This window comes from Neoroseomonas oryzicola (assembly GCF_012163135.1).
Taxonomy (GTDB): domain Bacteria; phylum Pseudomonadota; class Alphaproteobacteria; order Acetobacterales; family Acetobacteraceae; genus Neoroseomonas; species Neoroseomonas oryzicola.
Map to the genome: position 1 here is coordinate 758,710 of NZ_JAAVUP010000002.1, position 23,309 is coordinate 782,018.

The following is a 23,309-nucleotide window of genomic DNA, read 5'->3' on the forward strand; positions in this document are numbered from 1 at the left end:
TTCCGTTACCTCGCCCCGAGCATGGTTTCGAGGAGACGCCGATGACCCCCGGAGTGCGCCCGCTGATCGCCGGCAACTGGAAGATGCACGGCCTCGCCGCCGACGGCCTGGCGCTGGCGCGGGCCGTGGCGGCGGGCGGGGAAGGGATCGCGGCCGAGATCCTGGTCTGCCCCCCGGCGACGCTCGTCATGGCGGTGGCAGCGGCGGTGCAGGGCGGGCCGGTCGCAGTGGGCGGCCAGGACTGCCACCTGGTCGCCAAGGGCGCCCATACCGGGGATGTCTCGGCCCCGATGCTGGCCGATGCCGGGGCGCGCTACGTCATCGTGGGCCATTCCGAGCGCCGCGCCGACCACCATGAGACGGACGCGGTGGTGAAGGCCAAGGCGGCCTCGGCCATCGCCCATGGCCTGGTCCCGATCGTCTGCGTGGGCGAGACGCTGGCCCAGCGCGAGGCCGGGGAGGCCGAGTCCGTGGTCCGCGTCCAGGTCGCCGGCAGCCTGCCCGAGGGCTTCGTCGCCGCCGGCGGGGTGGTGGCCTATGAGCCGGTGTGGGCCATCGGCACCGGCCGGACGCCCACCGAGGCCGACATCGCGGCCATCCATGCCGCCCTGCGCCAGGCGGTCGGCCCGGCCACCCGGCTGCTCTACGGGGGGTCGGTGAAGCCGGGGAATGCGGCCGCCATCCTCGCCCTGCCGAACGTGGACGGGGCCCTGGTGGGGGGTGCGAGCCTGGTCGCGGAGGATTTCCTGGCGATTGCGCGCGCGGCGGGGTAGCCCCCGCGCCTGCCAGCCGCTAGATACGCGCCGCCATGACAACCGTCCTGCTCGTCGTCCACCTTTTCGTCACCCTCGCCCTGATCGGCCTCGTCCTGCTGCAGCGCAGCGAGGGCGGCGGCCTCGGCATCGGGTCCTCGGGCGGCATGGGCTCCTTCATGGGCGGGCGCGGCACGGCAAACCTGCTGACGCGCGGCACGGCGATCCTCGGCACCTTGTTCTTCGTGCTGGCCCTGGCGCTGGCGCTGCTGAACCGCGGCGCCAGCCAGCAGAACCGCTCGATTCTCGATTCGCCGCCCCCGGCGAGCGCTCCGGCCGCCCCGTCGCTGCCCGCCGCGCCGGCCGTCCCGAACAACTAGCCCCGTCGTTTCAACCACTTCCGGGCGCGTGGCCGCCCCGCGTCGTGCGCGGGTGGCGTCCACGCGCGCGGCTTGTTATGGAGGGCGCCCATGGCGCGGTTCGTCTTCATCACCGGCGGCGTGGTCTCCTCCCTTGGCAAGGGTATCGCTTCCGCCTCCCTCGGCGCGTTGCTCCAGGCACGCGGCTACAAGGTCCGGCTGAGGAAGCTGGACCCCTACCTCAACGTCGATCCGGGGACGATGTCCCCGTATCAGCACGGGGAGGTCTACGTCACCGACGACGGTGCGGAGACCGACCTCGACCTCGGCCATTATGAACGCTTCACGGGCGTCGCCGCCCGCAAGGCGGACAACTGGACCACGGGGCGGCTGTATCTCGACGTGATCGCGGCGGAACGTCGCGGCGACTACCTGGGCGGCACCGTCCAGGTCATCCCGCACATCACCGACAAGATCAAAGAGATCATCCAGGCCGAGACCGACCCCTACGACTTCGTGCTGGTCGAGATCGGCGGCACGGTCGGCGACATCGAATCGCTGCCCTTCCTGGAAGCGATCCGCCAGCTCGCGAATGAGCTCGGGCCCCAGCGCAGCCTCTTCATGCACCTTACGCTGGTGCCCTACATCCCTTCGGCCGGGGAGCTGAAGACCAAGCCGACGCAGCACAGCGTGAAGGAACTGCTCGGCCTCGGCATCCAGCCGCAGATCCTGCTCTGCCGCTGCGACCGGCCGATCCCGGAGAATGAGCGGCGCAAGATCGCGCTGTTCTGCAACGTGCGGCCCGAGAGCGTGATCCCCGCCCTCGATGCCAGCACGATCTACGAGGTGCCGCTCGCCTACCACCGCGAGGGGCTGGACCAGGAAGTGCTCCGCCATTTCGGCCTCTCGGCCTATGGCGAGCCCGACATGGGCCGCTGGGAGCGGATCGTGCAGTCGGTGAAGCAGCCCGAGGGCGAGGTCACCATCGCCGTCGTCGGCAAGTACACCAACCTGCTCGACGCCTATAAGTCGCTCTCCGAGGCGCTCGCCCATGGCGGCATCGCGCACAACGTGAAGGTCAAGCTGGACTGGGTCGACAGCCAGATCTTCGAGGACGACGCGGCGGCCGTCGCGCGGCTCGAGAAGGTCAACGGCATCCTGGTTCCCGGCGGCTTCGGCGAACGCGGCACCGAGGGCAAGATCGAGGCCGTGAAGTTCGCCCGCGAGCGCAAGGTGCCCTTCTTCGGCATCTGCTTCGGCATGCAGATGGCGGTGATCGAGGCAGCGCGGAACCTGCTCGGCATCAAGGGCGCCTCCTCGACCGAGTTCGGGCCCTGCCCCGAGCCGATCGTCGGCCTGCTGACCGAATGGCTGCGCGGGAACGAGCTGGAACGCCGCAGTTCCAAGGGCGACCTTGGCGGGACCATGCGCCTCGGCGCCTATCCCGCGCGGTTGGCCGAAGGGTCGCTGGTGCGCGAGGTCTATGGCGACGCACCCGAGATCGAGGAACGCCACCGCCACCGCTACGAGGTCAACATCGCCTACAAGGACCGCCTCGAGGAAGCGGGGCTGCGCTTTTCGGGTCTGTCCCCGGACGGCGTGCTGCCCGAGATCGTGGAATACCCCGACCATCCCTGGTTCATCGGCGTGCAGTACCACCCGGAACTGAAGTCGAAGCCCTTCGAACCGCATCCGCTGTTCTCGGGCTTCGTCGGCGCCGCGGTGAAGCAGGCGCGGCTGGTGTGAGCCTCGCGGAGGGGCCGCGCCCCTCCGCCGCGGCGGCCCAGGCCGGGGCCGGCGATACGCCTGCGTTGACATCCGTTCCGGCGGGCCTCTAGCGTCCGCCCCATGGATGGCCTGCACCTCCGCACCGCGAACCGACGCCGTCGCTGCATCCCAGCGGCGGCCTTCGTGGCTGCGTGCAGACAGGCCCCTCCCGCGGTGCGGCCCGCTCCCTAGCGGCCCACCCTCCGAGGCGGCATCGGCCCGCATCTCCGAACCCCCGCAGCCCCCCGGCTTCGGAGGTTTTTCTTTGCCCAGTCCACAGGAGAATCCCGTGCACGACCACGATCGGACAGCGCCGGAATGTCCCGTCCGGCAACAGCTCGACGCCTACAACGCCCGCGACATCGACGCCTTCATGCGCTGCTGGGCCGACGACTGCCTGTACTACGCCTTCCCGGACCAGCTTCTCGCCGCCGGCGCGGTCGCTATCCGGGAACGGCACGTCGCGCGCTTCCGGGAGCCCGATCTGCACGGGCGCCTTCTGTCCCGTGTCCGCGTCGGGAACGTCGTCGTGGATCACGAGCTGGTCACGCGCACATTCCCCGAAGGGCCCGGCGAGGTGGACGTCATCGCCATCTACGAGGTGGAGGGCGGCAGGATCGCGAAGGCCTGGTTCAAGATGGGCGCGCCCCGCCTCCACGCCGGCCCGGCCTGAGGCCGCCGCGCCCTTCCTCTCCATCTTCCCTGTCTCAGCCCAGCAACAGGACACACTCATGACCCTTCGCGTCGGCATTGTCGGAATCAGTGGCTTTGGCGGCGGCGAGGCGCTGCGCCTGGTCGCGGGCCACCCGTCCTTCGAACTGGTCTATGCCGCCGGCGAGGGCAGCGCCGGCAGCCTCCTGGTGGACCGGTTCCCCGGCGTGCCGGCCAGGCTGGCCGGGCTGGTGATCGAGAAATGGGACCCGGCGAAGCTGCCGCAGCTCGACCTGCTGTTCGCCTCGCTGCCGACGGGCCGTTCGGCGGAGGCGCTGGCGCGCATCCCGAAGGCGGTGAAGATCGTCGATATCGGCGGCGACCACCGTTATGCCGAAGGCTGGGCCTATGGCCTCGCCGATGTCTGGCCCGACCGGATCGCGGGCCACGCCCGCATCGCCAATCCCGGCTGCTTCCCCGCCGCGGTGCTGACCACGCTCGCGCCGCTGCTGGCGAACCGGCTGATCGAGCCCGGCAACATCATCATCGATGCCAAGACCGGGATTTCCGGCGCCGGCCGGGGCGGTGCGGACAGCCGGTTCGGCTTTGCCGAGAGCAACGAGAACCTGCAGCCCTACGGCCTGCTCCAGCACGTCCACATGCCCGAGATGGCGAAGACCATCGAGCGGCTGAGCGGCGGCAGCGCGGCTGGGCTGGTGTTCACGCCACATCTGGTGCCGATGACCCGGGGCGTGCTCGTCACCATCTACTGCCGCGGCAGCGCGACGACGGAGCAGTGCCTGGACACGGCCCGGCGCTTCTACGCGGGGCGGGCCTTCGTGCGGGTGACGGACAGGCCGCCGCAGACCAAATGGGCGACCGGCTCGAACCTCTCCTTCGTCAGCTATGCGGCGGATCCGGAGCGCAAGCTGGTGATCGCGATGGGCGTGGTCGACAATCTCGGCAAGGGCGCCGCGGGGCAGGCGGTGCAGAATGCGAACCTGATCTGCGGCCTGCCGGAGACCGCGGGGCTGGATGGACTTCCTGTCTGGCCATGAGATCTCTCGCGAGCGCGCGTTGTCCTTCTCCGGCTTGCCCGGGCCGTGTTCCGGAGCGGGCGCGAGGGACATCGCGCACGATCTTGCGCGGCGAATCTGCCCTGGGCTGGACCCTCGGGAACCGGGATTGCAATCGGCAGACCGAGGGAATATAGGAAAAACATCACAGAAACCCTGTGCCCGAATCATGGTTTGCAAAGGCCTTTCGGCCTTTGCCGGGGAGAGTCCGGGAGGGGCGGAGCCCCTCTCGCCGCCTCCGCCGCGAAAAGCCTAGAACCGCCATCGCCCGAAGTAGCAGAGACCCCTGATGCACCACGTCAAAGTCGGCTCCGTCGCCATCGGCAACGACCTGCCGCTCGTCTTCCTCTCCGGCCCCTGCCAGATCGAGAGTCGCGCCCATGCGCTGGAAACCGCCGCGGCGCTGAAGGAGATGGCGGCCGCCGCCGGCGTGCCGCTGATCTACAAATCCTCCTTCGACAAGGCGAACCGCACGAGCGTGAAGGCCGCCCGCGGCATCGGCATGAAGGAAGGCCTCGCCATCCTGGCCGAGGTGCGCGAGGCAACGGGCCTGCCCGTGCTGACCGACGTGCACGCCCCCGAGCAATGCGCCCCGGTCGCCGAGGCGGTGGACGTTCTGCAGATCCCGGCCTTCCTCTGCCGCCAGACCGACCTGCTGGTCGCCGCCGGCGAGACGGGCCGGGCGATCAACGTGAAGAAAGGCCAGTTCCTCGCACCCTGGGACATGACCAACGTGGCGGCCAAGATCGCCTCGACGGGCAACGAGAACATCCTGCTCTGCGAGCGCGGCGCCTCCTTCGGCTACAACACGCTGGTCGCGGACATGCGCTCCCTGCCGATCATGGCGGCGACCGGCTATCCGGTGGTGATGGACGCGACGCACGCCGTCCAGCAGCCGGGCGGGCAGGGGACATCCTCGGGCGGGCAGCGGGAATTCGCCCCGGTGCTGGCGCGCGCGGCGGTCGCGGTCGGCGTCGCTGCGGTCTTCATCGAGACGCATCCCGATCCCGACCACGCGCCGTCCGACGGGCCCAACATGATCCCGCTGCGCGAGATGCCGGCGTTGATTGCGCGGCTCAAGGCCTTCGACACGCTGGCGAAGTCGGGCTGACCATGCGGCGCTTCGGCTTCTTCGTCATGGTGGCGGGCCTCGGCGTGGCGGGGATGGCCTTCGCCGGCATCGCCGGGGAGGAACTCGGCGTGGTGGGCGGCATCGCGGCCTCGGTGCTCGGCGCCGGGGCCGTCGTGGCCGGGCCGGATGCCGACCTTGGCCTGCCCAGCACCGGCGAGGACGGCGGCGGGGCCGAATGAGCCGCCCGCCGGGCCTACCGCCCATCCCCCGCCGCCCGGTGCCGGCGCTGCTGATCGCGGCCATGCTGGGCGTCTTCCTCTGGTATTCGCTCCCGGCCGGCTGGGCGACGCTGCGCGCCTCGGACTGGCATTGGGAGACGGTGCTCGCCGTGCTCGGCGCCCATGCCGCGATCCTCGTCCCGCTCGGCTGGATCGCCTGGCTGTTCTGGGCCGGGCGGCGGCCTGGCGACGGCGGCTGACGGGCAGGGGCTTCTTCACCTTCGACGCGCATCCTCGGCCGATGCGCATCGCCTACCTGCCCGACGGCACGCCCATGCCGGTCTTCGAACCCGGGGACCTCGTGCGGCTGATCCGCGACGAGCCCGGGGATGTGGTGACCGCCCGCGCCGGCGAATGGGGGGAGGTGCTGCGCAATGGCGGGGCGGAGGGCCTCGACATCCGCTTCGCGGGGTATTCCCGCCCGCGCACCACCGACCTGCCGCTCGCCCTGAACGTGCCCTCGAGCCGCGTCGTCCCCTGCGACCGGCGCGGCCTGCGGATCGAATTGCAGCGGGACTTCCGCCAGGCGGCGCGCAAGGCGTGACCGCGGCGCGGGCGACCTCACCGCATCGCGCAATCCCGGGGCGGCGGGTTCCGGTCTAGGGTGCGGCCCCCGCTGCGGAGACCCAGGCCGATGCGTCGATCCTTCCTGCTGCTGCTCGCCACCCTGCCGCTTCCGGCCTGCACCGTGGTGCCCTTCGCCCCGCAAGGGCCGGCGCAGCGGATCGCCGCGCTGACCACCGCCGCGGACCAGGCGGCGGGCCGGATGGTGGACCATCTCGGTCAGCGGGAGCGGTCGGAGATCGACCAGGCGGCCTCCCTCCGCTACGCGGCCGGGGGCGCGCCGAACACCAACCTGCCGCGGCCGGCCACCCCGGTGGCGGGCGCGGTGCTCGATCCCGGCATGGACCTGATGGTGCTGGAGACGCGGCGCATCGCGGCACTCGCCGCCGGTGCCGCCCCGGCCGAGGGCCAGGAGGGCGCGCTGGCGTTCGCCCGCGTCCAGGACGCCCTGGCCGGTCTGCGCGCGGCCCCGGCGCGCTGGCCGTCCGACGCGGTGCGCCGCCGCGGGCTCGAGGGCTTCCGCGTGCTGTCCGAGCCCGCCCCGCAGGGCGTCGACGCGGCAGGCCTCGCTGCCGCCCGCCAGGGTGCGATGGACGACGCGGTGACGCTGATGCAGGCGGTGGTCGGCTTCGACGCGCGCAGCGGCCTTCGCGGCGTGCTGGCCCAGCGGCACGAGGCCTGGCAGGCGGCGCAGCGGGGCGTGCTGGCCTCGGGGCGGACCCTGACCCCGTCGGAGCGCATGGCGCTGTGGAACCGCGTCCAGGCGGCCCTGGCCGCGGATGGGCCGGACCTGCCGGCGGCCGAACTGGTCCGCCTCTTCGCCGCCCTGCCGCCGGCGCACGCCGCCGCCGGGGCGGGCGATGCCGCGGGGGCAGCGGCCTTCGAGGCGGCGCTGGCCCGCTTCCAGGGCGTGCTCGCCCAGGCGCGCTGAACCCCGGCCCTTTCCCCGCGCGGCGGCCCGGTGTAGCCAGCCGCCGCACCCGATCCCTTCCTGCCGGAGTTCGTCCCGCATGGCCGCCATCGCCGACATCATCGCCCGCGAGGTCCTCGATTCCCGCGGCAACCCGACCGTCGAGGCGGAGGTCGTGCTCGACAGCGGCGCCGCCGGCCGCGCCATCGTCCCCTCCGGCGCCTCGACCGGCGCGCATGAGGCGGTGGAACTGCGCGACGGCGACAAGTCCCGCTACGGCGGCAAGGGCGTGCTCAAGGCTGTCGCGAATGTCGAGGGCGAGATCTTCGACGCCATCTCCGGGCTCGATGCGCTCGACCAGATCAAGATCGACGAGACGATGATCGAGCTCGACGGCACGCCCAACAAGGCGCGGCTCGGCGCGAATGCAATGCTTGCCGTCTCGCTCGCGGTGGCCAAGGCGGCGGCGACCGACCTCGGCATCCCGCTCTATCGCCATGTCGGCGGCGTCTACGCCCGCACCCTGCCGGTGCCGATGATGAACATCATCAACGGCGGCAAGCACGCGGACAATCCGATCGACATCCAGGAATTCATGATCATGCCGGTCGGCGCCGGCACGGTCGCGGACGCGGTGCGCATCGGGTCCGAGGTTTTCATGGCGCTGAAGAAGGCGCTGCACGACGCGGGCCATTCGACCAATGTCGGCGACGAGGGCGGCTTCGCCCCCAACATCGGTTCGGCCGACGAGGCGCTGGGCTTCATCGCCAAGGCCTGCGAAGCCGCCGGCCATCGCGTGGGCGAGGACGTCGTCTTCGCGCTCGACTGCGCCGCGACCGAGTTCTTCCACGACGGCAAGTACGTGATGGAAGGGGAGGGCAAGACCCTCGATGCCGGCGGCATGGTCGACTACCTCGCCGCGCTCTGCGCCAAGTGGCCGATCGTCTCCATCGAGGACGGCATGTCCGAGGACGACTGGGCGGGCTGGAAGGCGCTGACCGACCGGCTGGGCGCGAAGGTGCAGCTGGTGGGCGACGACCTGTTCGTGACCAACCCCGAACGCCTGCGCATGGGCATCGAGCGCGGCACGGCGAACGCGATCCTCGTGAAGGTGAACCAGATCGGCACGCTGACGGAGACGCTCGAGGCGGTGGAGACGGCGCACCGCGCCGCCTATCGCGCGGTGATGTCGCACCGGTCGGGCGAGACCGAGGACGCGACGATCGCCGACCTCGCCGTCGCGACGAATTGCGGGCAGATCAAGACCGGGTCGCTGTCGCGGTCGGATCGCCTCGCCAAGTACAACCAGCTGATCCGCATCGAGCAGGACCTCGGCCCCGCGGCCCGCTACGCCGGACGCGGCGCGATCCGGCGGTGATCGCACCTGGGCCACGGGTAGTAGCGCGGCCCCGGACTTGCCGCGCGAACCAGCCACGGCGTCCCGAGAGCCCGCGGCCCGAGGCCCTGCCTCGGGCCGGGAGCGCAAAGCGCGGCCGCGCGCTACCGCCCGTTGGGCCGGGTGTTCCAACGGCGCGCGAAGCCAAGGCCGGCGGATGCCGGCCGCCCGGCGTCTGAGGGGCACGAAGGCTCAGCCTTCGTGCGCGACAATCAACCAGCCAACCGCCGCACCCAGGCGGCGTAGCGGTCCATCCAGCCCTGCAGGAACTTCGCCGTCCGTTCGTCGGCGATGCTGCCGTCCTCGGCGATCAGCCCCTCCTTGAACTGGAGAAACACCTCGGGCGAGGGCAGCACTGCCACGTTCAGCGTCGCGAGGACGTTGCGCAGGTGCTGCTGCGCCATCGCGCTGCCCGCCGCGCCGGGGGAGGTGCCGACGATCCCCGCCGGCTTGCCGCCCCAGACGCTCTGCCCCGCCGGGCGCGAGCCCTGGTCGATCGCATTCTTCAGCACGCCGGGGATGGAGCGGTTGTATTCCGGCGTCACGAACAGCACGCCCTGGGCGGCGCGGATCTGGTCGCGGAATCGCTGCAGGGCGGGCGGCGGGCTCGCTTCGTCATCCTGGTTGTAGAGCGGCAATTCGCCAATCGGTGCCTCGGCCAAGGTGAATTCGGCGGGGCCGAGGCGCATCATCGCCATGGCCAGGCGGCGGTTGAAGGACGCCTTGCGGAGGCTGCCGATGACGACGGCGATGGCGGGTCCGGCCATGGTGGATGTCCTTCCTCGATGAGGCCGGACGATGGGCCTGGCGCGCGGGCGCGGGCAAGCGCGGCGCGGGCGCGCCGGCCCCGCAAAAAGAAAATTGACGCAGCCATGCGAAACGCCGAACGAAGCGGGTGACACCGAGTCGCCTCGGTGTCTAGAATTTCGTGTCGTGTCGCTATCGGAAGACTTTTGTGCGGTTTCTCAAGCGCGTCTTCAACGCCCTGGCGCTGCCGGTCCTGTTCTCGGCGGTCTCCGGCTACTTCGTCTGGCACGCCATGCATGGCGAGCGCGGATTGATCGCGCGCGCCGAGCGGCTGAACGACATCGCCGCCGCCCGCCGGGAACTCTCCGACGCCGAGCGCGAGCGCGACCAGATCGAGCGCCGCGTCGCCGGCCTGCGCGGCGAGCGGCTCGACCGCGACCAGCTCGACGAACGCGCCCGCTCGCTGCTCAACATGGTCGGCCGCGACGAGGTCGTCGTGCCCTACGGCCCTGAGCGCCGCCTCTACTGACCTGTGATCCGGCGCGGTTGCGCCGGCCCGGTCCGCGGCAGGATGCTCCCGGCACAACGCCGGAGGACGCCATGCTGCGCAGGTCCATTCCCGTCCTACTGCTGATCGGCGTGCTGGCGCCGCATCCGGTGTTCGGCCAGGGCGCGCCGGTGCGCGTCGAGGTCGCAGCCCCGCCCGCCGCGGTCACCGTCTATCCGGACCAGGCGACGGTGACGCGCCGCGGGGCGGTGGACCTGCCGGCGGGTGACAGCGTGCTGGTCCTGCCCAACATCCCGACCGCCGTGCTGCGCGACAGCGTCACCGCGCGCGGACGGTCGACGGGGGCGGTCGCGATCGGCAGCGTCGAACTGCGCCAGGCGCGCTTCGACCGTGGCGCCGTCGATGCCCGCCGTGCGGCGCTGGAGGCCCGGCTGCGCGAGGCCGAGGAGGCGGTGACCGCCTTCGACCCCGCCTTGGCCGCGCAGGCCGCGCAGTTGCGGCTGATCGAGCGCCTCGCCGGCGGCTTCGTCACCGCGCAACGCCAGCCCACCGCGGCGAACGAGCCGCCGCCGCGCCTGTCCGCCGATCCCGCCGCCTGGCGCGCCGCCTGGGAGGCGGTGCGCGCCGGCACCGAGGAGGCGAGCGAGGCGATGCGCCGCCTGCAGGCCGAACGGCGCGTGGCGGAGCAGCGGCGCGATGCGATCAAGGCCGAGATCGGCGCGCTGGGCGGCCCGCCGCCCGGGGCGCTCGAGATCGCGGTCGCCGTCCGCGCCGAGCAGCCGGCGCGCCTCGATCTCGAGGTCGCCTACCAGCTCCGCGGGGCGCGCTGGCAGCCGGTCTACGAGGTCCGCCTCGATACCCAGTCCTCGCGCATCGCCCTGCGGCAGGAGGCGATCGTCACGCAGCAGACCGGGGAGGATTGGAGCGATGTGGCGCTGACCCTCTCGACGGCGCGGCCGGCCGATGCCTCCGGCCCGCCGCGGCTGCAGCCCTGGCGCATCGCCCTGATCGACCCGGCCGAGATCGCCCGCCGCGCGCGCGAGCAGGCCATGCGCGATGCGGCCGCGGACCGCCAACAGGCGACGCGTGGCGCGGCACCGCCGGCCTCGGTCGCCGCGCCGGCGCCGGTGGTGGCGCGGGAGGCGGAGGTGGTCGCAGCCAATGTCCAGACCGCGGGCTTCGCGGTGGAATACGTCATCCCCGGCCCGACCAGCGTCACGGCCGATGGCGCCGACCGGCGCGTGCGCATCGCCGACCTCTCGGCCGAGGCGACGATGTCCGCCCTCGCCATCCCGCGCCTCGCGCCGCGGGCCTTCCTGCGCGCGCGCTTCGCCCATGCGGCGCCGGCGCCGACCCTGCCGGGGACGGCCTCGCTGCACCTTGACGGGGTCTTCGTCGGGCGGACCGCGCTGCCGCTGTTGCGGCCCGGCGAGGAGACGACGCTCGCCTTCGGTGCCGACGACCGCATCCGCGTCGCCTACGAGCCCCAGGCCCGCCGGCGCGCGCAGGAAGGCAGCCTGCTGACCGGGCGCACCAGCACCGAGGCCTTCGAGGCGGTGATGACGCTGCGATCCTTCCACGCCCGCCCTGTCGAGGTGACCGTCGAGGACCAGGTGCCGGTCTCGGGCGACGCCGACCTCACCGTGACCCTGCAGGCGGACCCGGCACCGACCGCGCGCGACGTCGAGGACCGGCCCGGCGTCCTGGCCTGGACTTTCGCGCTGGCGCCGGGGCAGGAGCGGCGGATCAGGCTCGGCTACACCGTGACGGCGCCGCGGGACCGGCAGGTCCAGGGGCTTCCGGGGCGCTGAGCGTGAAATAGCAAGCCTATGGCGCGGCGACCCCACGCCGTGCAGGATTGTTTCGTTCCGGGCGTCCGGCCGGGCTGAACCCGCAATGGCGGCGGCCCGGGCCGGAAGGTGCGGGCCCATGCGGCCCGACCGACGATCGCGTCGTATCAGCGACTTAACCGATTTTCAGTTAACCGTCTTATTGCATTGCGAAAGAACGGTTTTTTCGTCGCGCCGCTTGCGTGCGAGGCCATCTGCGTCCTAATTCGCAACGAGAGTGCCTTCCGAGGGAGACGCCATATGGCCCAAGCCGCAGAGACCAGCCCCAAGCGCCGCGGAAAGGCCAAGGAGCCATCCATCGGCCGGGAGGACCTCCTCAAGGCCTATCGCGACATGTTGCTGATCCGCCGCTTCGAGGAGAAGGCGGGCCAGCTTTACGGCATGGGCCTGATCGGCGGCTTCTGCCACCTCTACATCGGCCAGGAAGCGGTCGTGGTCGGCATGCAGATGTGCCTCAAGCCGGGCGACCAGGTCATCACCTCCTACCGCGATCACGGGCACATGCTCGCGACCGGCATGGAGGCGCGCGGCGTGATGGCGGAGCTCACGGGGCGCATCGGCGGCTATTCCAAGGGGAAGGGCGGGAGCATGCACATGTTCTCGCGCGAGAAGGGCTTCTACGGCGGGCACGGCATCGTCGGCGCGCAGGTCTCGCTCGGCGCCGGCCTCGCCTTCGCGAACTGGTACCGCGAGGACGGCCGCGTCGCGGTCGCCTATTTCGGCGAGGGCGCGTCGAACCAGGGCCAGGTCTATGAGAGCCTGAACCTCTCCGCCCTGTTCAAGCTGCCCTGCATCTTCATCATCGAGAACAATAAGTACGGCATGGGCACCTCGGTCGAGCGCGCCTCGGCCTCGCGCGATCTGTCGCAGAACGGCGCGGCCTGGGGCATCCCGGGCGAGCAGGTGAACGGCATGGACGTGATCGCGGTGCGCGAGGCCGGCGAGCGCGCCGTCGCCCACTGCCGCGCCGGCAAGGGCCCCTATCTGCTCGAGATGAAGACCTACCGCTACCGCGGCCATTCCATGTCCGACCCCGCGAAGTACCGCACGCGCGAGGAAGTGCAGAAGATGCGCGAGACGTCGGACTGCATCGAGACCGCGCGCAAGATGCTGGTCGACCAGTTCGCCGTGACCGAGGCGGAGCTGAAGGTGATCGACGACGAGGTGAAGGCGATCGTGCAGGACAGCGCGGACTTCGCGCAGCAATCGCCCGAGCCGCCCGAATCCGAACTGTGGACCGACGTCCTGGTGGAGGCCCGCTGAGATGGGTGCCGTTATCCTGATGCCGGCGCTCTCGCCGACCATGACCGAAGGCAAGCTGGCGCGCTGGCTGAAGAAGGAAGGCGATGCGGTGAAGTCCGGCGACGTCATCGCCGAGATCGAGACCGACAAGGCCACGATGGAAGTCGAGGCGGTGGACGAGGGGACGATCACCAGGATCGTCGTGCCCGAGGGCACCGAGGGCGTGCAGGTGAACAGCCCGATCGCCGAGCTCGACGGCGGCGCCGGCGGCGCGGCCGCGCAGACCATGCACGGCATCACCAACAAGAACCCGCGCGAGAACGAGAAGATGATCGCCGAGACCGGCACCGCGCAGCGCACGGAAGTGCATGCGCCGGCGACGGCCAAGGCGCCCGCCGCCCCGGCCGAGAAGGATTGGGGTCCGACCGCCAGCATCACGGTGCGCGAGGCGCTGCGCGACGCCATGGCCGCCGAGATGCGCGCCGACAAGGACGTCTTCCTGATCGGCGAGGAGGTCGCGCAGTACCAGGGCGCCTACAAGATCTCCCAGGGCCTGCTGGACGAATTCGGCCCGAAGCGCGTGATGGACATGCCCATCACCGAGCACGGCTTCACCGGCATGGCGGTCGGCGCCGCCTTCACCGGCCTGAAGCCGATCGTCGAGTTCATGACCTTCAACTTCTCGATGCAGGCGATCGACCAGATCATCAACTCGGCGGCCAAGACGCTCTACATGTCGGGCGGGCAGCTCGGCTGCCAGATCGTCTTCCGCGGGCCGAACGGGGCGGCGTCGCGCGTCGCCGCGCAGCATTCGCAGTGCTACGCGTCCTGGTACGCGCATTGCCCGGGGCTGAAGGTGGTCGCGCCGTGGTCGGCGGCGGATGCGAAGGGCCTGCTGCGCGCGGCGATCCGCGATCCGAACCCGGTCATCGTGCTCGAGAACGAGATCATGTACGGGCATTCCTTCGAATGCCCGACCGATCCGGACTTCATCCTGCCGATCGGCAAGGCGAAGGTGGAGCGCGCGGGGACCGACGTCACCATCGTCGCCTTCTCGATCATGGTCGGGCTCGCGATGCAGGCGGCCGAGAAGCTCGCCGAGCAGGGCATCAGCGCGGAGGTGATCAACCTGCGCTCGCTGCGTCCGCTGGATACCGAGACGATCGCCAATTCGGTGCGCAAGACCAACCGCCTGGTGACGGTCGAGGAAGGCTGGCCCTATGCCGGCATCGGCGCCGAGGTCGCGATGCAGATCATGGAGACCTGCTTCGATCACCTGGATGCGCCGCCGGTGCGCGTGCATGGCCTCGACATCCCGATGCCCTACGCCGCGAACCTCGAGAAGCTCGCGCTGCCGCGCCTCGAGCAGGTGGTCGATGCGGCGAAGAGCGTGACCTACAAGTAAGGGGCGGGGGAACGATCCATGGCCACGAACATCCTGATGCCGGCGCTCTCCCCCACCATGACGGAGGGCAACCTGGCGCGCTGGCTGAAGAAGGAAGGCGAGCGCATCAAGGCCGGCGACGTTATCGCCGAGATCGAGACCGACAAGGCGACGATGGAAGTCGAGGCCGTGGATGAAGGCATCCTCGGCAAGATCCTGGTGCCGGACGGCAGCCAGGGCGTGAAGGTCAACGACGTCATCGCGGTGCTGGTGGACGAGGGCGAGGCAGTGCCCTCAGGTGCGCCGGCGGCCGCCCCCGCACCTGTCGCCGCGCCGCCGGCCGCAGCACCGGCACCGGCGGCAGCCGCGCCGGTTGCGCTGAACCCGCAGCCGCTGCCGCCCTCGGGCGGGGACCGCGTCTTCGCCTCGCCGCTCGCGCGGCGCATGGCGCAGCAGGCGGGGCTGGATCTTGCCGGGGTGAAGGGGTCGGGCCCGAACGGGCGGATCGTGAAGGCGGACATCGAGGCGGCGCTGTCGCGCGGCCCGGCGGCGGCCCCTGCCGCTGCGCCGGCCCCGGCCGCCGCTGCGGCGCCGGCGCCGAAGCCGGCCGCCGCACCGGTCGCCATCACCGCCCCGCACACTGCGGTGCCGAACAGCACGATGCGCAAGGTGATCGCGCGCCGCCTGTCGGAATCGAAGGCGACCATCCCACATTTCTATGTGACCATGGACATCGAGATCGACGCGCTGCTGAAGCTGCGCGCCGACCTCAATGCGCGTTCGCCCAAGGACGGGCCGGGCGCCTACAAGCTCTCGGTCAACGACCTGGTGATCAAGGCGACGGCGGCGACGCTGCGGCGCTTCCCGGCCTGCAACGCGACGTGGACGGACGACGCGATCATCCAGTACCACGACGTCGACATCTCGGTGGCGGTGTCCATCCCCGACGGGCTGATCACGCCGATCGTGCGCAGCGCCGACAAGAAGGGCCTCGCCGCGATCAGCAACGAGATGAAGGACCTCGCCGCGCGCGCCAAGTCCGGCAAGCTGAAGCCCGAGGAATTCCAGGGCGGCGGCTTTTCCATCTCCAACATGGGGATGTATGGCGTGTCGGACTTCTCGGCGATCATCAACCCGCCGCAGGCCGGTATCCTCGCGGTCTCCGCCGGGCTGCAGAAGCCGGTGGTGAAGGATGGCGCGCTGGCGATCGCGACGGTGATGACCTGCACGCTGTCGGTCGACCACCGCGTCATCGACGGTGCGCTCGCCGCGGAGTTCATGCAGGCGCTCAAGCGCACCATCGAGGATCCACTGAGCCTGATGCTGTGACCGGGCATCCGATCGCCGCAGGGCGCAGGCGTCGCGCGCCGCGTGCGCGCAACGCATGGCGCCGAGCACCGGAGGCGTGAATCGGATGCCCCAACTCAGCATCCGGGAGGCGGTTCCCGCCGACGTGCCGACCATCGCGCGCTTCGTGCGCGCGCTGGCCGAGTACGAGCGCCTGGCGCACGAAGCGGTGGGCACGGAGGCCGACTTCCATGCCGCCATCTTCGGCGCCACGCAGCGCGCGGGCTGCCTGGTGGCGGAATGGGAGGGCGAGCCCGCGGCGATCGCACTCTATCACTGGACCTTCTCCACCTTCCTCGCGAAGCCGGGGCGGTGGCTCGAGGACCTCTGGGTGGAACCGCGGTTCCGGCGACGCGGCATTGCCAAGGCTCTGTTCGCGCGACTGGCGCAGGACACGCTGGCTGAAGGTGGCGGGCGGCTTGCCTGGAACGTGCTCGATTGGAACACGCCGGCCATCGCGACCTATGACGCGATGGGGGCGGAGAACCTGAAGGAATGGATCACGCGGCGCCTTGCCGGCGACGCGCTCGCAACCCTTGCGAAGGAGGCCGCGTGATGGCCGAGACATTCGACCTGGTGGTGGTGGGCGGCGGCCCCGGCGGCTACGTCGCGGCGATCCGCGCATCGCAGCTCAAGATGAAGGTCGCGCTGGTGGAGCGCGAGCACCTCGGCGGCATATGCCTCAACTGGGGCTGCATCCCGACCAAGGCGCTGCTGCGCGCCAGCGAGATCAACCACCTGCTGCACAGCCTCGACCACTACGGCTTCGCGGCGGACAACGTCCGCTTCGACTTCGCGAAGGTGGTGAAGCGGTCGCGCAATGTCGCGAACCAGCTGTCCATGGGCGTGAAGGGGCTGCTGAAGAAGAACAAGGTCACCGTCTTCGACGGGCATGGCGCGCTCGCCGGCCCCGGCAAGCTCGCCGTGACCAAGGACGGCAAGCCGGTCGCGGAGATCGCGGCGAAGCACATCATCCTCGCGACCGGCGCGCGGGCACGCGTGCTACCCGGGATCGAACCCGACGGCAAGCTGATCTGGACCTACAAGGAAGCGCTGGTGCCGCCGGCGATGCCGAAGCGGCTGATCGTCATCGGCTCGGGCGCGATCGGGTCGGAATTCGCCTCCTTCTTCCTCAACATGGGCGCCGAGGTGACCCTGATCGAGGTGATGGATCGCATCCTGCCGGTCGAGGATGCGGAGGTCTCGGCCTTCGTCCAGAAGGCCTTCACGAAGCAGGGGATGAAGGTCATCACCGGCGCCAAGGTCCAGGGCGTGCGGAAGGAGGGCGACGGCGTCGCCGCCATCGTCGAGGCCGGGGGCAAGGTGCAGGAGATCAAGGCCGACCGTCTGATCTCGGCCGTCGGCATCGTCGGCAATGTCGAGAATCTCGGCCTCGACGGCACCAAGGTGCAGGTCGACCGCACCCATGTCGTGACCGACGCCATGGGGCGCACCGGGGAAGCCGGGGTCTATGCCATCGGCGACCTGACCGGCCCGCCCTGGCTGGCCCACAAGGCGTCCCACGAGGGCATCATGGTGGTCGAGGCCATCGCCGGGCTGCACCCGCATGCCATGGACACCTCGAACATCCCGGGCTGCACCTATTGCCGCCCGCAGGTGGCGTCCGTGGGCCTGACCGAGGCCGCCGCCAAGGCCAAGGGCCACGAGGTCCGCGTCGGCCGCTTCCCCTTCATCGGCAACGGCAAGGCGATCGCGCTGGGCGAGCCCGAGGGCTTCGTGAAGACGGTGTTCGACGCCAAGACCGGCGCGCTGCTCGGCGCCCACATGGTCGGGCCCGAGGTCACCGAGATGATCCAGGGCTACACCATCGCCCGGACCCTCGAGACCACCGAGGCCGAGCTGATGCACACGGTCTTCCCGCATCCGACCATCAGCGAATCGATGCATGAGAGCGTGCTCGACGCCTATGGCCGGGTGATCCACATCTGAGGCAGGGCGGCCCTGCGCGGGGAAACCTCGCAGGGTCGGCCCGGACGGCCTATATGCCCGGCCGGAAGGCCCCATGACGACCCGCATCGAGATCGACCACCGCAAGCCGCGCACCGGCGCCGAACGGCACCCGGAAAAGGCGCACCGCCCGGACAACCCCATCCAGCGCAAGCCTGCCTGGATCCGGGTCAAGGCGCCGACCCACCCGGTCTATCACGAGACGCGGGCGCTGATGCGCGACCAGCGCCTGACCACGGTGTGCGAGGAAGCGGCCTGCCCGAACATCGGGGAATGCTGGTCCCAGCGTCACGCGACCATGATGATCATGGGCGAGATCTGCACCCGCGCCTGCGCCTTCTGCAACATCACGACCGGCCTGCCGAACGCCCTCGATGCCGACGAGCCCCGCCGGGTGGGGGAGGCGGTGGCGGCGCTCGGCCTGCGGCACGTCGTCATCACCTCGGTCGACCGCGACGACCTGGCCGATGGCGGGGCGGAACATTTCGCGCAGACCATCCGGGCCATCCGCGCCGCCGCGCCGGACACGACCATCGAGATCCTGACGCCCGACTTCCTGCGCAAGGAGGGTGCGCTCGAGGTCGTCGTCGCCGCCCGCCCGGACGTGTTCAACCACAACCTCGAGACGGTGCCGGCGCTCTACCCGACCATCCGCCCCGGGGCCCGCTACTATCATTCGCTGCGGCTGCTCGATCGCGTGAAGCAGCTCGACCCGTCGATCTTCACCAAGTCCGGCATGATGGTCGGCCTCGGCGAGAAGCGGATCGAAGTGCTGCAGGTGATGGACGACCTGCGCTCGGCCGAGGTCGATTTCCTCACCATCGGCCAGTACCTCCAGCCCACCGTGAAGCACGCCGCGGTCGACCGCTTCGTCACGCCCGAGGAGTTCGAGGACTACGCGACGACCGCCCGCGGCAAGGGCTTCCTGCTGGTCTCCGCCACGCCGCTGACGCGATCCTCCTACCACGCCGACCGCGACTTCGCCGCGCTGCGCCAGGCGCGCGAGGAACGCCTCGCGGCCCGCGCCTGACATGCCGACCCACGCCGAAAAGAAGGTCCTGCGCTACACGCCGGAGCAGATGTTCGACCTGGTCGCGGATGTGCGTCGCTACCCGGAATTCCTGCCCTGGTGCGTCGGTGCGCGTGTGCTGTCCCGCACCGAGGGCGAACTCGTCGCCGACCTGACCATCGGCTTCCGGATGTTCCGCGAGACCTTCCGCTCCCGCGTCACGCTGGAACGCCCCGGCCACATCCACGTCACCTACGAGAACGGGCCCTTCCGCTACCTGAACAACCACTGGCGCTTCCATCCCTTGCCGCAGGGCTGCGAGGTCGATTTCTTCGTCGATTTCGAATTCCGCTCCCGCATCCTGCAGATGGCGATCGGCGTGGTGTTCAACGAGGCGGTGCGCTTGATGGTCCGCGCCTTCGAACGCCGCGCCATGGCGCTCTATGGCCGCAACACCGCGCCGGTGACGCCGGGCACGCCGGCGCCTTCCGCGACGGGCTGAACCTGCACCGCGCCGTCATGCTGCTGGCGGGGGCGACGCTACTCCTCGCCCTGGCCTTCCTGATTGTCGCGCCCTTGCTGCCGACGGTGAACTTCCTCCATCACCGCTGACCTTCAGCGGCGCTGATCGCATCCATCACCGCTTTGCGTTGGCGCCGCCCCGGCGCGATGCGGCAGGCTCCCGCCATGACCTACGTCCTTTACGGCGACCGCGGCTCGGGCTCGGCGCCGGTCGAGATGGCCCTGGCCGAGATCGGCGCGCCGGTCGAACTGCGCGCGGTGCCGCTCGCCACCGATGCGCAACTCGCCGCGGAGTACCGGCGGATCAACCCGATGGGGCGCATCCCGACCCTGCTGCTGCCCGACGGCACGGTGGTGACCGAGACCATCGCCATCCTGATCACGCTCGCCGACCGCCACCCCGAGGCCGGGCTGCTGCCCCCGCCGGCGGAATCCGCCCGCGCCGTCGCGTTACGCTGGATGGTGCTGGCAGGCGCGGAGGGCTACCCGCATGTCACGCGATGGGACTACCCGGCCCGCTTCAGCCCCGACCCGTCCCATGCCGAGGCCATCCGAGACCGCGCGCAGGCGATGTATCGCGACCTCTGGAGCCTGGTCGAAGCCGAGGCCGGGCTGACCGGCGATCCCGCCGCCCCCTACCTGCTCGGCGCCCGCTTCACCGTGGCGGACGCGTACATCGCGGTGCTGTCGCGCTGGCTGAAGGGGGCGGACTGGCTGCCCGGGGCCTGCCCGAAGATCGCGGCCCTGGGGCGGGCCGTGGCCGCGCGGCCGGCCATCGCGCCCGTCTGGGCGCGGCATTTCCGCCCGCCGGGCTGACGCCGCCTCAGCCGCCCATGACGTATTTCCCGCCCGACCCGTAGGGCCAGCGCAGCGCATGGGCGCGGTAGAAGTTCTCGCAATGGATCGGGTCCGGCAGGTAGACGCCGTCACCCATGCGGATGGCCAGGAAATGGTCCGCCATCTTCACGCCGGGGTTCTTCTCCGAGGCGAAGTCGTCCTGGCAGCCATGCTGCAGCTTGCTCACCAGCGACTGGTTCATCTCGCGCACCAGGTCGCGGGCCTCGTTCGACCAGACGCCGCGCGCCGCGCCGGGGACGAGCGCCGAGACGTGGATCTTCTGGTACCCCGTCCCGGTCGAGCGCCAGACGCTCATCATGTCGTAGTCCGAGACCATCAGCGTGCCGCCATGGCCCATGACCGTGCCGGTCTCGTTTGTCTTGGCCTTGGTGGCGAAGGTCTTGGCCGGCAGCGTGCCGTGGAAGGCGCGGGCCGACGGCTTGGGGCAGCGGAAGACGATCAGCAGGCCCTTCTGCTGCGTGAAGCGGCGCAGGAACATGATGTCGCGCGCGTCCATGCCGCTGTCCTGCGACAGCCGGATGTCGAGCCCGTCCGCGCCGGCCGCGCGAGCCTCCTGTTCCTTGCCGCGGGCGAGGTCGGCGACGCCGCCGGGGCTGATGCGAAGTCCACTCATGGCGCTCTCCTCCCGAACCGGGCGGACCCTAGTCCGGCGCCGGGCCGGTCTGGAAGCGCCGCGGGCGCCCGGGCGGTTCCGCCCGTGACGCCCATCACACCCGCCCTACAGGTGCACCAGCGTTGGCGCGAAGAAGCCCAGCGCCGCGAAGCCGACGCCGACCACGCCGAGCAGCCCGCCGGCGACCGCCAGCAGCCCGACCCCAGTGATGACGCTCGCCGAGGCCAGCACGATGCCGACCTGGAAGGCGGCGGAGCCGATTTCGTACTGGTGGTAGGCGGCGAGTGACCGGTCGCGCTTCTCCTCCGCCGCGCGGGCGCGGGCGGCGAGTTCGCGGCGGCCCTCGCCGGTCTCGGGCTCGCTTTCCCAACGGGCGGCGGTGGCCCGCCAGGCTTCCTGCTGGCGCATCACATGCGGATGCGCTGCCTCGGGCAGGGCGAGGCGCGCGATCTCCGCCTGCTCGGCCGCCGTGCGGACATTGGTCTGGCGGATGGTGCGGGCCTGGAAGAAGGCCCAGAGGTTCGCCGCCTCGATGTTGCGGCTGATCGCCTCGGTCTGCTGGCTCTTCGCGCCGGTCTCGGCCAGTGCGAGGAACAGCGCCAGCACCGCGATCAGCAGCGCGACGCCCTTGTTGGAGTTGTGGTCGACATGTGCGCCCCCGGCCATGGCACGCCCCCTTTCGTTACAGGATGCTCATCTGCCGGGGCCGCGCGATTCGGGGAAGGGGTCAGCGCGGCGCGCCCTCCCCGATGCGATGCAGCAGCCGTCCGCCGTCGGCCAGCGCGATGGCGACCAGGATCTCATCCGGCCGCGGCCCGTCGCCCAGCGAGACGGTGATGGCGTCGAAATGTCCTCGCGACCAGGCGTCGTCCTTGTGCCCCAGCGGCAGGTCGAGCGTGCTGCCCGGCGGCCCGATCTTCACCGCCGAGGGCATCAGCGCCGCACCCCCGCCGATCGCCGCGCGCAGCGGCTTGCCCAGCTTCGGATGCAGCACGGCGTGCCCGTGCTCGAGTTCCCCCGAGCTTCCGACGATCGCCCCCTTGCCGTAGGCGACGGCGGGCCCGTCGAGCATCTTCACGAGGTCCGGGGCGACGCGCTCGGACAGCGCCGCGCCGGCCTCGATCAGGTCGGTGAGGTCCCGCACGAAGCGCCCCGCGCAGGGATTGACGATGGCGATGAGCGCGACCGCGCGCACGACCGGGCGGTCGACGGTGTGTCCCATCTCGGCAAAGGCCTGCTCGCGCAGCAAGGCGAGCTTGCGGATCTGGACCATGGCGTCCTCCCCCTCTGGCCGGATCGTGGCGCCGGGGGCATGCTTCCCGCAACCGGTCACAACACAGGTTTGATCATGGTCCACGCCCCGAACCGCCCGCCCGCCGGCGCCCCGCCCGTGCGCATCAACCTCTATTCCGACACGCAGACGCGCCCGACGCCCGCGATGAAGGAAGCGATGATGCGCGCCGAGGTCGGCGACGAGCAGCATGGCGACGACCCGACCGTGCACGAGCTGTGCGACCGCATGGCCGCGCTCATGGGCAAGGAGGCGGCCGTCTACCTGCCGTCCGGCACCATGTGCAACGTGATCGCGATCCTCACGCATTGCTCGAAGGGCGACGAGGTCATCGCGCACGAGACCTCGCACATCCTGCATTCCGAGGGCGGCACCCATGCCGCGCTGACCGGCGTGCAGATCATGCCGATGAAGGGCCCGCGCGGGATGTTCACGGCCGACGACGTGCGCGCCGCGATCCGTCCGAAGACGCGCTACGCCCCGCCGCAGCGGTTGCTCGAGGTCGAGCAGACGGCGAACATCGGCGGCGGCGCGATCTGGCCGCTCGCGCAGCTCAACGCGGTCGCCGCGGTTGCGCACGAACAGGGCTGGTCGACCCACATGGACGGCGCGCGGCTGATGAACGCCTGCGTAGGGGCCGGGATCTCGGCCAAGGACATGGTCGCGTCCTACGATTCCGTCTGGCTCGACTTCACCAAGGGGCTCGGCGCGCCGCTCGGCGCGGTGCTCTGCGGGTCCGAGGAATTCATCGGCCGTGCCTGGCGTTGGAAGCAGCGCCTGGGCGGGTCGATGCGCCAGGCCGGCATCTGCGCGGCGGCCTGCATCTACGCGCTCGACAACAACATCGACCGGCTGGCCGAGGACCATGCGAACGCCAAGGCGCTCGCCCGCGGCCTGCGCCAGATCCCGGGCGTGGTGGTCGAGGAGCCGGACACCAACCTGGTCTTCTTCGACATCAAGGGCGCGGGCATGACCGTCGAGCAGCTGCAGGCGAAGCTGCAGATGCGCGGCATCGCGGTGTCGGGCCTTGGCGGGCGGGTGCGCGCCTGCACGCATCTCGACGTGACGGCGCCGATGATCGAGGAAGCGGTGACGGAGATCCGCGCGGCGCTCGCCGCCGCCTGAACCGGGCAGGGGAGGCGCCG

General features: G+C 70.9%; 26 protein-coding genes. 22 read left to right on the forward strand and 4 right to left on the reverse strand.

The annotated features are described in order from the left end of the window. Window positions 1-53 precede the first annotated feature (53 nt). The 11 genes from tpiA to eno all read left to right on the forward strand — a co-directional run bounded on the left by tpiA (window position 54) and on the right by eno (window position 8,807). The gene (gene tpiA / locus GWK15_RS10110) at window positions 54-773 is read left to right on the forward strand and encodes a triose-phosphate isomerase (RefSeq protein WP_211844011.1); all 720 of its coding nucleotides are present in this window, start codon (window positions 54-56) and stop codon (window positions 771-773) included. A gap of 35 nt (window positions 774-808) precedes the next feature. Beyond that, window positions 809-1,132 carry a preprotein translocase subunit SecG gene (gene secG / locus GWK15_RS10115; RefSeq protein WP_168041157.1) on the forward strand — a complete coding sequence of 108 codons (324 nt, stop codon included), beginning with the start codon at window positions 809-811 and terminating at the stop codon, window positions 1,130-1,132. A gap of 90 nt (window positions 1,133-1,222) precedes the next feature. After that, on the forward strand, window positions 1,223-2,857 hold the full coding sequence (locus GWK15_RS10120; protein WP_168041158.1) for a CTP synthase: 1,635 nt from the start codon (window positions 1,223-1,225) through the stop codon (window positions 2,855-2,857). A gap of 310 nt (window positions 2,858-3,167) precedes the next feature. After that, window positions 3,168-3,551, forward strand: a complete 384-nt coding sequence (locus GWK15_RS26300) for a nuclear transport factor 2 family protein (protein WP_338147226.1) — start codon at window positions 3,168-3,170, stop codon at window positions 3,549-3,551. A gap of 58 nt (window positions 3,552-3,609) precedes the next feature. Beyond that, a complete protein-coding gene (argC, locus tag GWK15_RS10130; protein WP_168041160.1) occupies window positions 3,610-4,587 on the forward strand; it encodes an N-acetyl-gamma-glutamyl-phosphate reductase in 978 nt (325 codons plus the stop codon). 307 nt (window positions 4,588-4,894) lie between these two features. Then, the gene (gene kdsA / locus GWK15_RS10135) at window positions 4,895-5,716 is read left to right on the forward strand and encodes a 3-deoxy-8-phosphooctulonate synthase (RefSeq protein ID WP_168041161.1); all 822 of its coding nucleotides are present in this window, start codon (window positions 4,895-4,897) and stop codon (window positions 5,714-5,716) included. Window positions 5,717-5,718: 2 nt separating this feature from the next. Beyond that, on the forward strand, window positions 5,719-5,916 hold the full coding sequence (locus tag GWK15_RS10140; protein ID WP_168041162.1) for a hypothetical protein: 198 nt from the start codon (window positions 5,719-5,721) through the stop codon (window positions 5,914-5,916). Continuing rightward, window positions 5,913-6,155 carry a hypothetical protein gene (locus GWK15_RS10145; protein WP_168041163.1) on the forward strand — a complete coding sequence of 81 codons (243 nt, stop codon included), beginning with the start codon at window positions 5,913-5,915 and terminating at the stop codon, window positions 6,153-6,155. The genes GWK15_RS10140 and GWK15_RS10145 overlap by 4 nt, the downstream gene beginning before the upstream one ends. A 41-nt stretch (window positions 6,156-6,196) precedes the next feature. Then, a complete protein-coding gene (locus GWK15_RS10150) occupies window positions 6,197-6,499 on the forward strand; it encodes a hypothetical protein (RefSeq protein WP_168041164.1) in 303 nt (100 codons plus the stop codon). Between the two features lie 90 nt (window positions 6,500-6,589). Then, window positions 6,590-7,450, forward strand: a complete 861-nt coding sequence (locus tag GWK15_RS10155) for a hypothetical protein (RefSeq protein WP_168041165.1) — start codon at window positions 6,590-6,592, stop codon at window positions 7,448-7,450. 79 nt (window positions 7,451-7,529) lie between these two features. After that, window positions 7,530-8,807 carry a phosphopyruvate hydratase gene (gene eno / locus GWK15_RS10160; RefSeq protein WP_168041166.1) on the forward strand — a complete coding sequence of 426 codons (1,278 nt, stop codon included), beginning with the start codon at window positions 7,530-7,532 and terminating at the stop codon, window positions 8,805-8,807. 230 nt (window positions 8,808-9,037) lie between these two features. On the opposite strand, the gene GWK15_RS10165 is transcribed toward eno, so the two are convergent. Beyond that, the gene (locus GWK15_RS10165; protein WP_168041167.1) at window positions 9,038-9,592 is read right to left on the reverse strand and encodes an NADPH-dependent FMN reductase; all 555 of its coding nucleotides are present in this window, start codon (window positions 9,590-9,592) and stop codon (window positions 9,038-9,040) included. Between the two features lie 188 nt (window positions 9,593-9,780). Between GWK15_RS10165 and GWK15_RS10170 the strand changes: the two genes are divergently transcribed. From GWK15_RS10170 to GWK15_RS10215, 10 genes are all read left to right on the forward strand, one after another. Further along, entirely contained in the window at window positions 9,781-10,101 is a 321-nt protein-coding gene (locus tag GWK15_RS10170) for an FtsB family cell division protein (protein ID WP_168041168.1), read from the forward strand. A gap of 71 nt (window positions 10,102-10,172) precedes the next feature. Further along, window positions 10,173-11,891: a mucoidy inhibitor MuiA family protein gene (locus GWK15_RS10175; RefSeq protein ID WP_168041169.1), complete on the forward strand. Its 1,719-nt coding sequence runs from the start codon at window positions 10,173-10,175 to the stop codon at window positions 11,889-11,891. Window positions 11,892-12,170: 279 nt separating this feature from the next. Then, window positions 12,171-13,193: a pyruvate dehydrogenase (acetyl-transferring) E1 component subunit alpha gene (pdhA, locus tag GWK15_RS10180; RefSeq protein ID WP_168041170.1), complete on the forward strand. Its 1,023-nt coding sequence runs from the start codon at window positions 12,171-12,173 to the stop codon at window positions 13,191-13,193. Between the two features lies 1 nt (window position 13,194). Next, the gene (locus GWK15_RS10185) at window positions 13,195-14,577 is read left to right on the forward strand and encodes a pyruvate dehydrogenase complex E1 component subunit beta (protein ID WP_168041171.1); all 1,383 of its coding nucleotides are present in this window, start codon (window positions 13,195-13,197) and stop codon (window positions 14,575-14,577) included. Between the two features lie 18 nt (window positions 14,578-14,595). Further along, on the forward strand, window positions 14,596-15,885 hold the full coding sequence (locus GWK15_RS10190; RefSeq protein ID WP_168041172.1) for a pyruvate dehydrogenase complex dihydrolipoamide acetyltransferase: 1,290 nt from the start codon (window positions 14,596-14,598) through the stop codon (window positions 15,883-15,885). Between the two features lie 85 nt (window positions 15,886-15,970). After that, window positions 15,971-16,459, forward strand: coding sequence for a GNAT family N-acetyltransferase (locus tag GWK15_RS10195; RefSeq protein WP_168041173.1), 489 nt, complete (start codon window positions 15,971-15,973; stop codon window positions 16,457-16,459). Continuing rightward, window positions 16,459-17,853: a dihydrolipoyl dehydrogenase gene (lpdA, locus tag GWK15_RS10200; RefSeq protein WP_168041174.1), complete on the forward strand. Its 1,395-nt coding sequence runs from the start codon at window positions 16,459-16,461 to the stop codon at window positions 17,851-17,853. Before GWK15_RS10195 ends, lpdA begins: the two co-directional genes overlap by 1 nt. A 73-nt stretch (window positions 17,854-17,926) precedes the next feature. Further along, complete coding sequence (gene lipA, locus GWK15_RS10205; protein WP_168041175.1) at window positions 17,927-18,901, forward strand: lipoyl synthase; 975 nt, start codon at window positions 17,927-17,929, stop codon at window positions 18,899-18,901. Window position 18,902: 1 nt separating this feature from the next. After that, window positions 18,903-19,382, forward strand: coding sequence for a type II toxin-antitoxin system RatA family toxin (locus GWK15_RS10210; RefSeq protein ID WP_168041176.1), 480 nt, complete (start codon window positions 18,903-18,905; stop codon window positions 19,380-19,382). Between the two features lie 185 nt (window positions 19,383-19,567). After that, the gene (locus GWK15_RS10215; protein ID WP_168041177.1) at window positions 19,568-20,218 is read left to right on the forward strand and encodes a glutathione S-transferase family protein; all 651 of its coding nucleotides are present in this window, start codon (window positions 19,568-19,570) and stop codon (window positions 20,216-20,218) included. A gap of 7 nt (window positions 20,219-20,225) precedes the next feature. Here GWK15_RS10215 and GWK15_RS10220 read toward each other — a convergent pair whose 3' ends face one another. The 3 genes from GWK15_RS10220 to GWK15_RS10230 form a co-directional block, all read right to left on the reverse strand. Beyond that, window positions 20,226-20,873: a hypothetical protein gene (locus GWK15_RS10220; protein WP_168041178.1), complete on the reverse strand. Its 648-nt coding sequence runs from the start codon at window positions 20,871-20,873 to the stop codon at window positions 20,226-20,228. A gap of 105 nt (window positions 20,874-20,978) precedes the next feature. Next, window positions 20,979-21,539 carry a DUF4337 family protein gene (locus tag GWK15_RS10225; RefSeq protein ID WP_168041179.1) on the reverse strand — a complete coding sequence of 187 codons (561 nt, stop codon included), beginning with the start codon at window positions 21,537-21,539 and terminating at the stop codon, window positions 20,979-20,981. 61 nt (window positions 21,540-21,600) lie between these two features. Then, on the reverse strand, window positions 21,601-22,146 hold the full coding sequence (locus GWK15_RS10230; RefSeq protein ID WP_168041180.1) for an amino acid synthesis family protein: 546 nt from the start codon (window positions 22,144-22,146) through the stop codon (window positions 21,601-21,603). Between the two features lie 75 nt (window positions 22,147-22,221). Between GWK15_RS10230 and GWK15_RS10235 the strand changes: the two genes are divergently transcribed. Then, on the forward strand, window positions 22,222-23,289 hold the full coding sequence (locus tag GWK15_RS10235; RefSeq protein ID WP_168041181.1) for a threonine aldolase family protein: 1,068 nt from the start codon (window positions 22,222-22,224) through the stop codon (window positions 23,287-23,289). The last annotated feature ends 20 nt before the right edge of the window (window positions 23,290-23,309 follow it).

Excerpts from the sequence above, each read along its gene's own strand:
- secG (WP_168041157.1), top strand. The coding sequence starts at position 809 with ATGACAACCGTCCTGCTCGTCGTCCACCTTTTCGTCACCCTCGCCCTG.
- GWK15_RS10120 (WP_168041158.1), top strand. The coding sequence starts at position 1,223 with ATGGCGCGGTTCGTCTTCATCACCGGCGGCGTGGTCTCCTCCCTTGGC.
- argC (WP_168041160.1), top strand. The coding sequence starts at position 3,610 with ATGACCCTTCGCGTCGGCATTGTCGGAATCAGTGGCTTTGGCGGCGGC.
- kdsA (WP_168041161.1), top strand. The coding sequence starts at position 4,895 with ATGCACCACGTCAAAGTCGGCTCCGTCGCCATCGGCAACGACCTGCCG.
- GWK15_RS10140 (WP_168041162.1), top strand. The coding sequence starts at position 5,719 with ATGCGGCGCTTCGGCTTCTTCGTCATGGTGGCGGGCCTCGGCGTGGCG.
- GWK15_RS10145 (WP_168041163.1), top strand. The coding sequence starts at position 5,913 with ATGAGCCGCCCGCCGGGCCTACCGCCCATCCCCCGCCGCCCGGTGCCG.
- GWK15_RS10150 (WP_168041164.1), top strand. The coding sequence starts at position 6,197 with ATGCGCATCGCCTACCTGCCCGACGGCACGCCCATGCCGGTCTTCGAA.
- GWK15_RS10155 (WP_168041165.1), top strand. The coding sequence starts at position 6,590 with ATGCGTCGATCCTTCCTGCTGCTGCTCGCCACCCTGCCGCTTCCGGCC.
- eno (WP_168041166.1), top strand. The coding sequence starts at position 7,530 with ATGGCCGCCATCGCCGACATCATCGCCCGCGAGGTCCTCGATTCCCGC.
- GWK15_RS10165 (WP_168041167.1), bottom strand. The coding sequence starts at position 9,592 with ATGGCCGGACCCGCCATCGCCGTCGTCATCGGCAGCCTCCGCAAGGCG.
- GWK15_RS10175 (WP_168041169.1), top strand. The coding sequence starts at position 10,173 with ATGCTGCGCAGGTCCATTCCCGTCCTACTGCTGATCGGCGTGCTGGCG.
- pdhA (WP_168041170.1), top strand. The coding sequence starts at position 12,171 with ATGGCCCAAGCCGCAGAGACCAGCCCCAAGCGCCGCGGAAAGGCCAAG.
- GWK15_RS10185 (WP_168041171.1), top strand. The coding sequence starts at position 13,195 with ATGGGTGCCGTTATCCTGATGCCGGCGCTCTCGCCGACCATGACCGAA.
- GWK15_RS10190 (WP_168041172.1), top strand. The coding sequence starts at position 14,596 with ATGGCCACGAACATCCTGATGCCGGCGCTCTCCCCCACCATGACGGAG.
- GWK15_RS10195 (WP_168041173.1), top strand. The coding sequence starts at position 15,971 with ATGCCCCAACTCAGCATCCGGGAGGCGGTTCCCGCCGACGTGCCGACC.
- lpdA (WP_168041174.1), top strand. The coding sequence starts at position 16,459 with ATGGCCGAGACATTCGACCTGGTGGTGGTGGGCGGCGGCCCCGGCGGC.
- lipA (WP_168041175.1), top strand. The coding sequence starts at position 17,927 with ATGACGACCCGCATCGAGATCGACCACCGCAAGCCGCGCACCGGCGCC.
- GWK15_RS10210 (WP_168041176.1), top strand. The coding sequence starts at position 18,903 with ATGCCGACCCACGCCGAAAAGAAGGTCCTGCGCTACACGCCGGAGCAG.
- GWK15_RS10215 (WP_168041177.1), top strand. The coding sequence starts at position 19,568 with ATGACCTACGTCCTTTACGGCGACCGCGGCTCGGGCTCGGCGCCGGTC.
- GWK15_RS10220 (WP_168041178.1), bottom strand. The coding sequence starts at position 20,873 with ATGAGTGGACTTCGCATCAGCCCCGGCGGCGTCGCCGACCTCGCCCGC.
- GWK15_RS10225 (WP_168041179.1), bottom strand. The coding sequence starts at position 21,539 with ATGGCCGGGGGCGCACATGTCGACCACAACTCCAACAAGGGCGTCGCG.
- GWK15_RS10230 (WP_168041180.1), bottom strand. The coding sequence starts at position 22,146 with ATGGTCCAGATCCGCAAGCTCGCCTTGCTGCGCGAGCAGGCCTTTGCC.
- GWK15_RS10235 (WP_168041181.1), top strand. The coding sequence starts at position 22,222 with ATGGTCCACGCCCCGAACCGCCCGCCCGCCGGCGCCCCGCCCGTGCGC.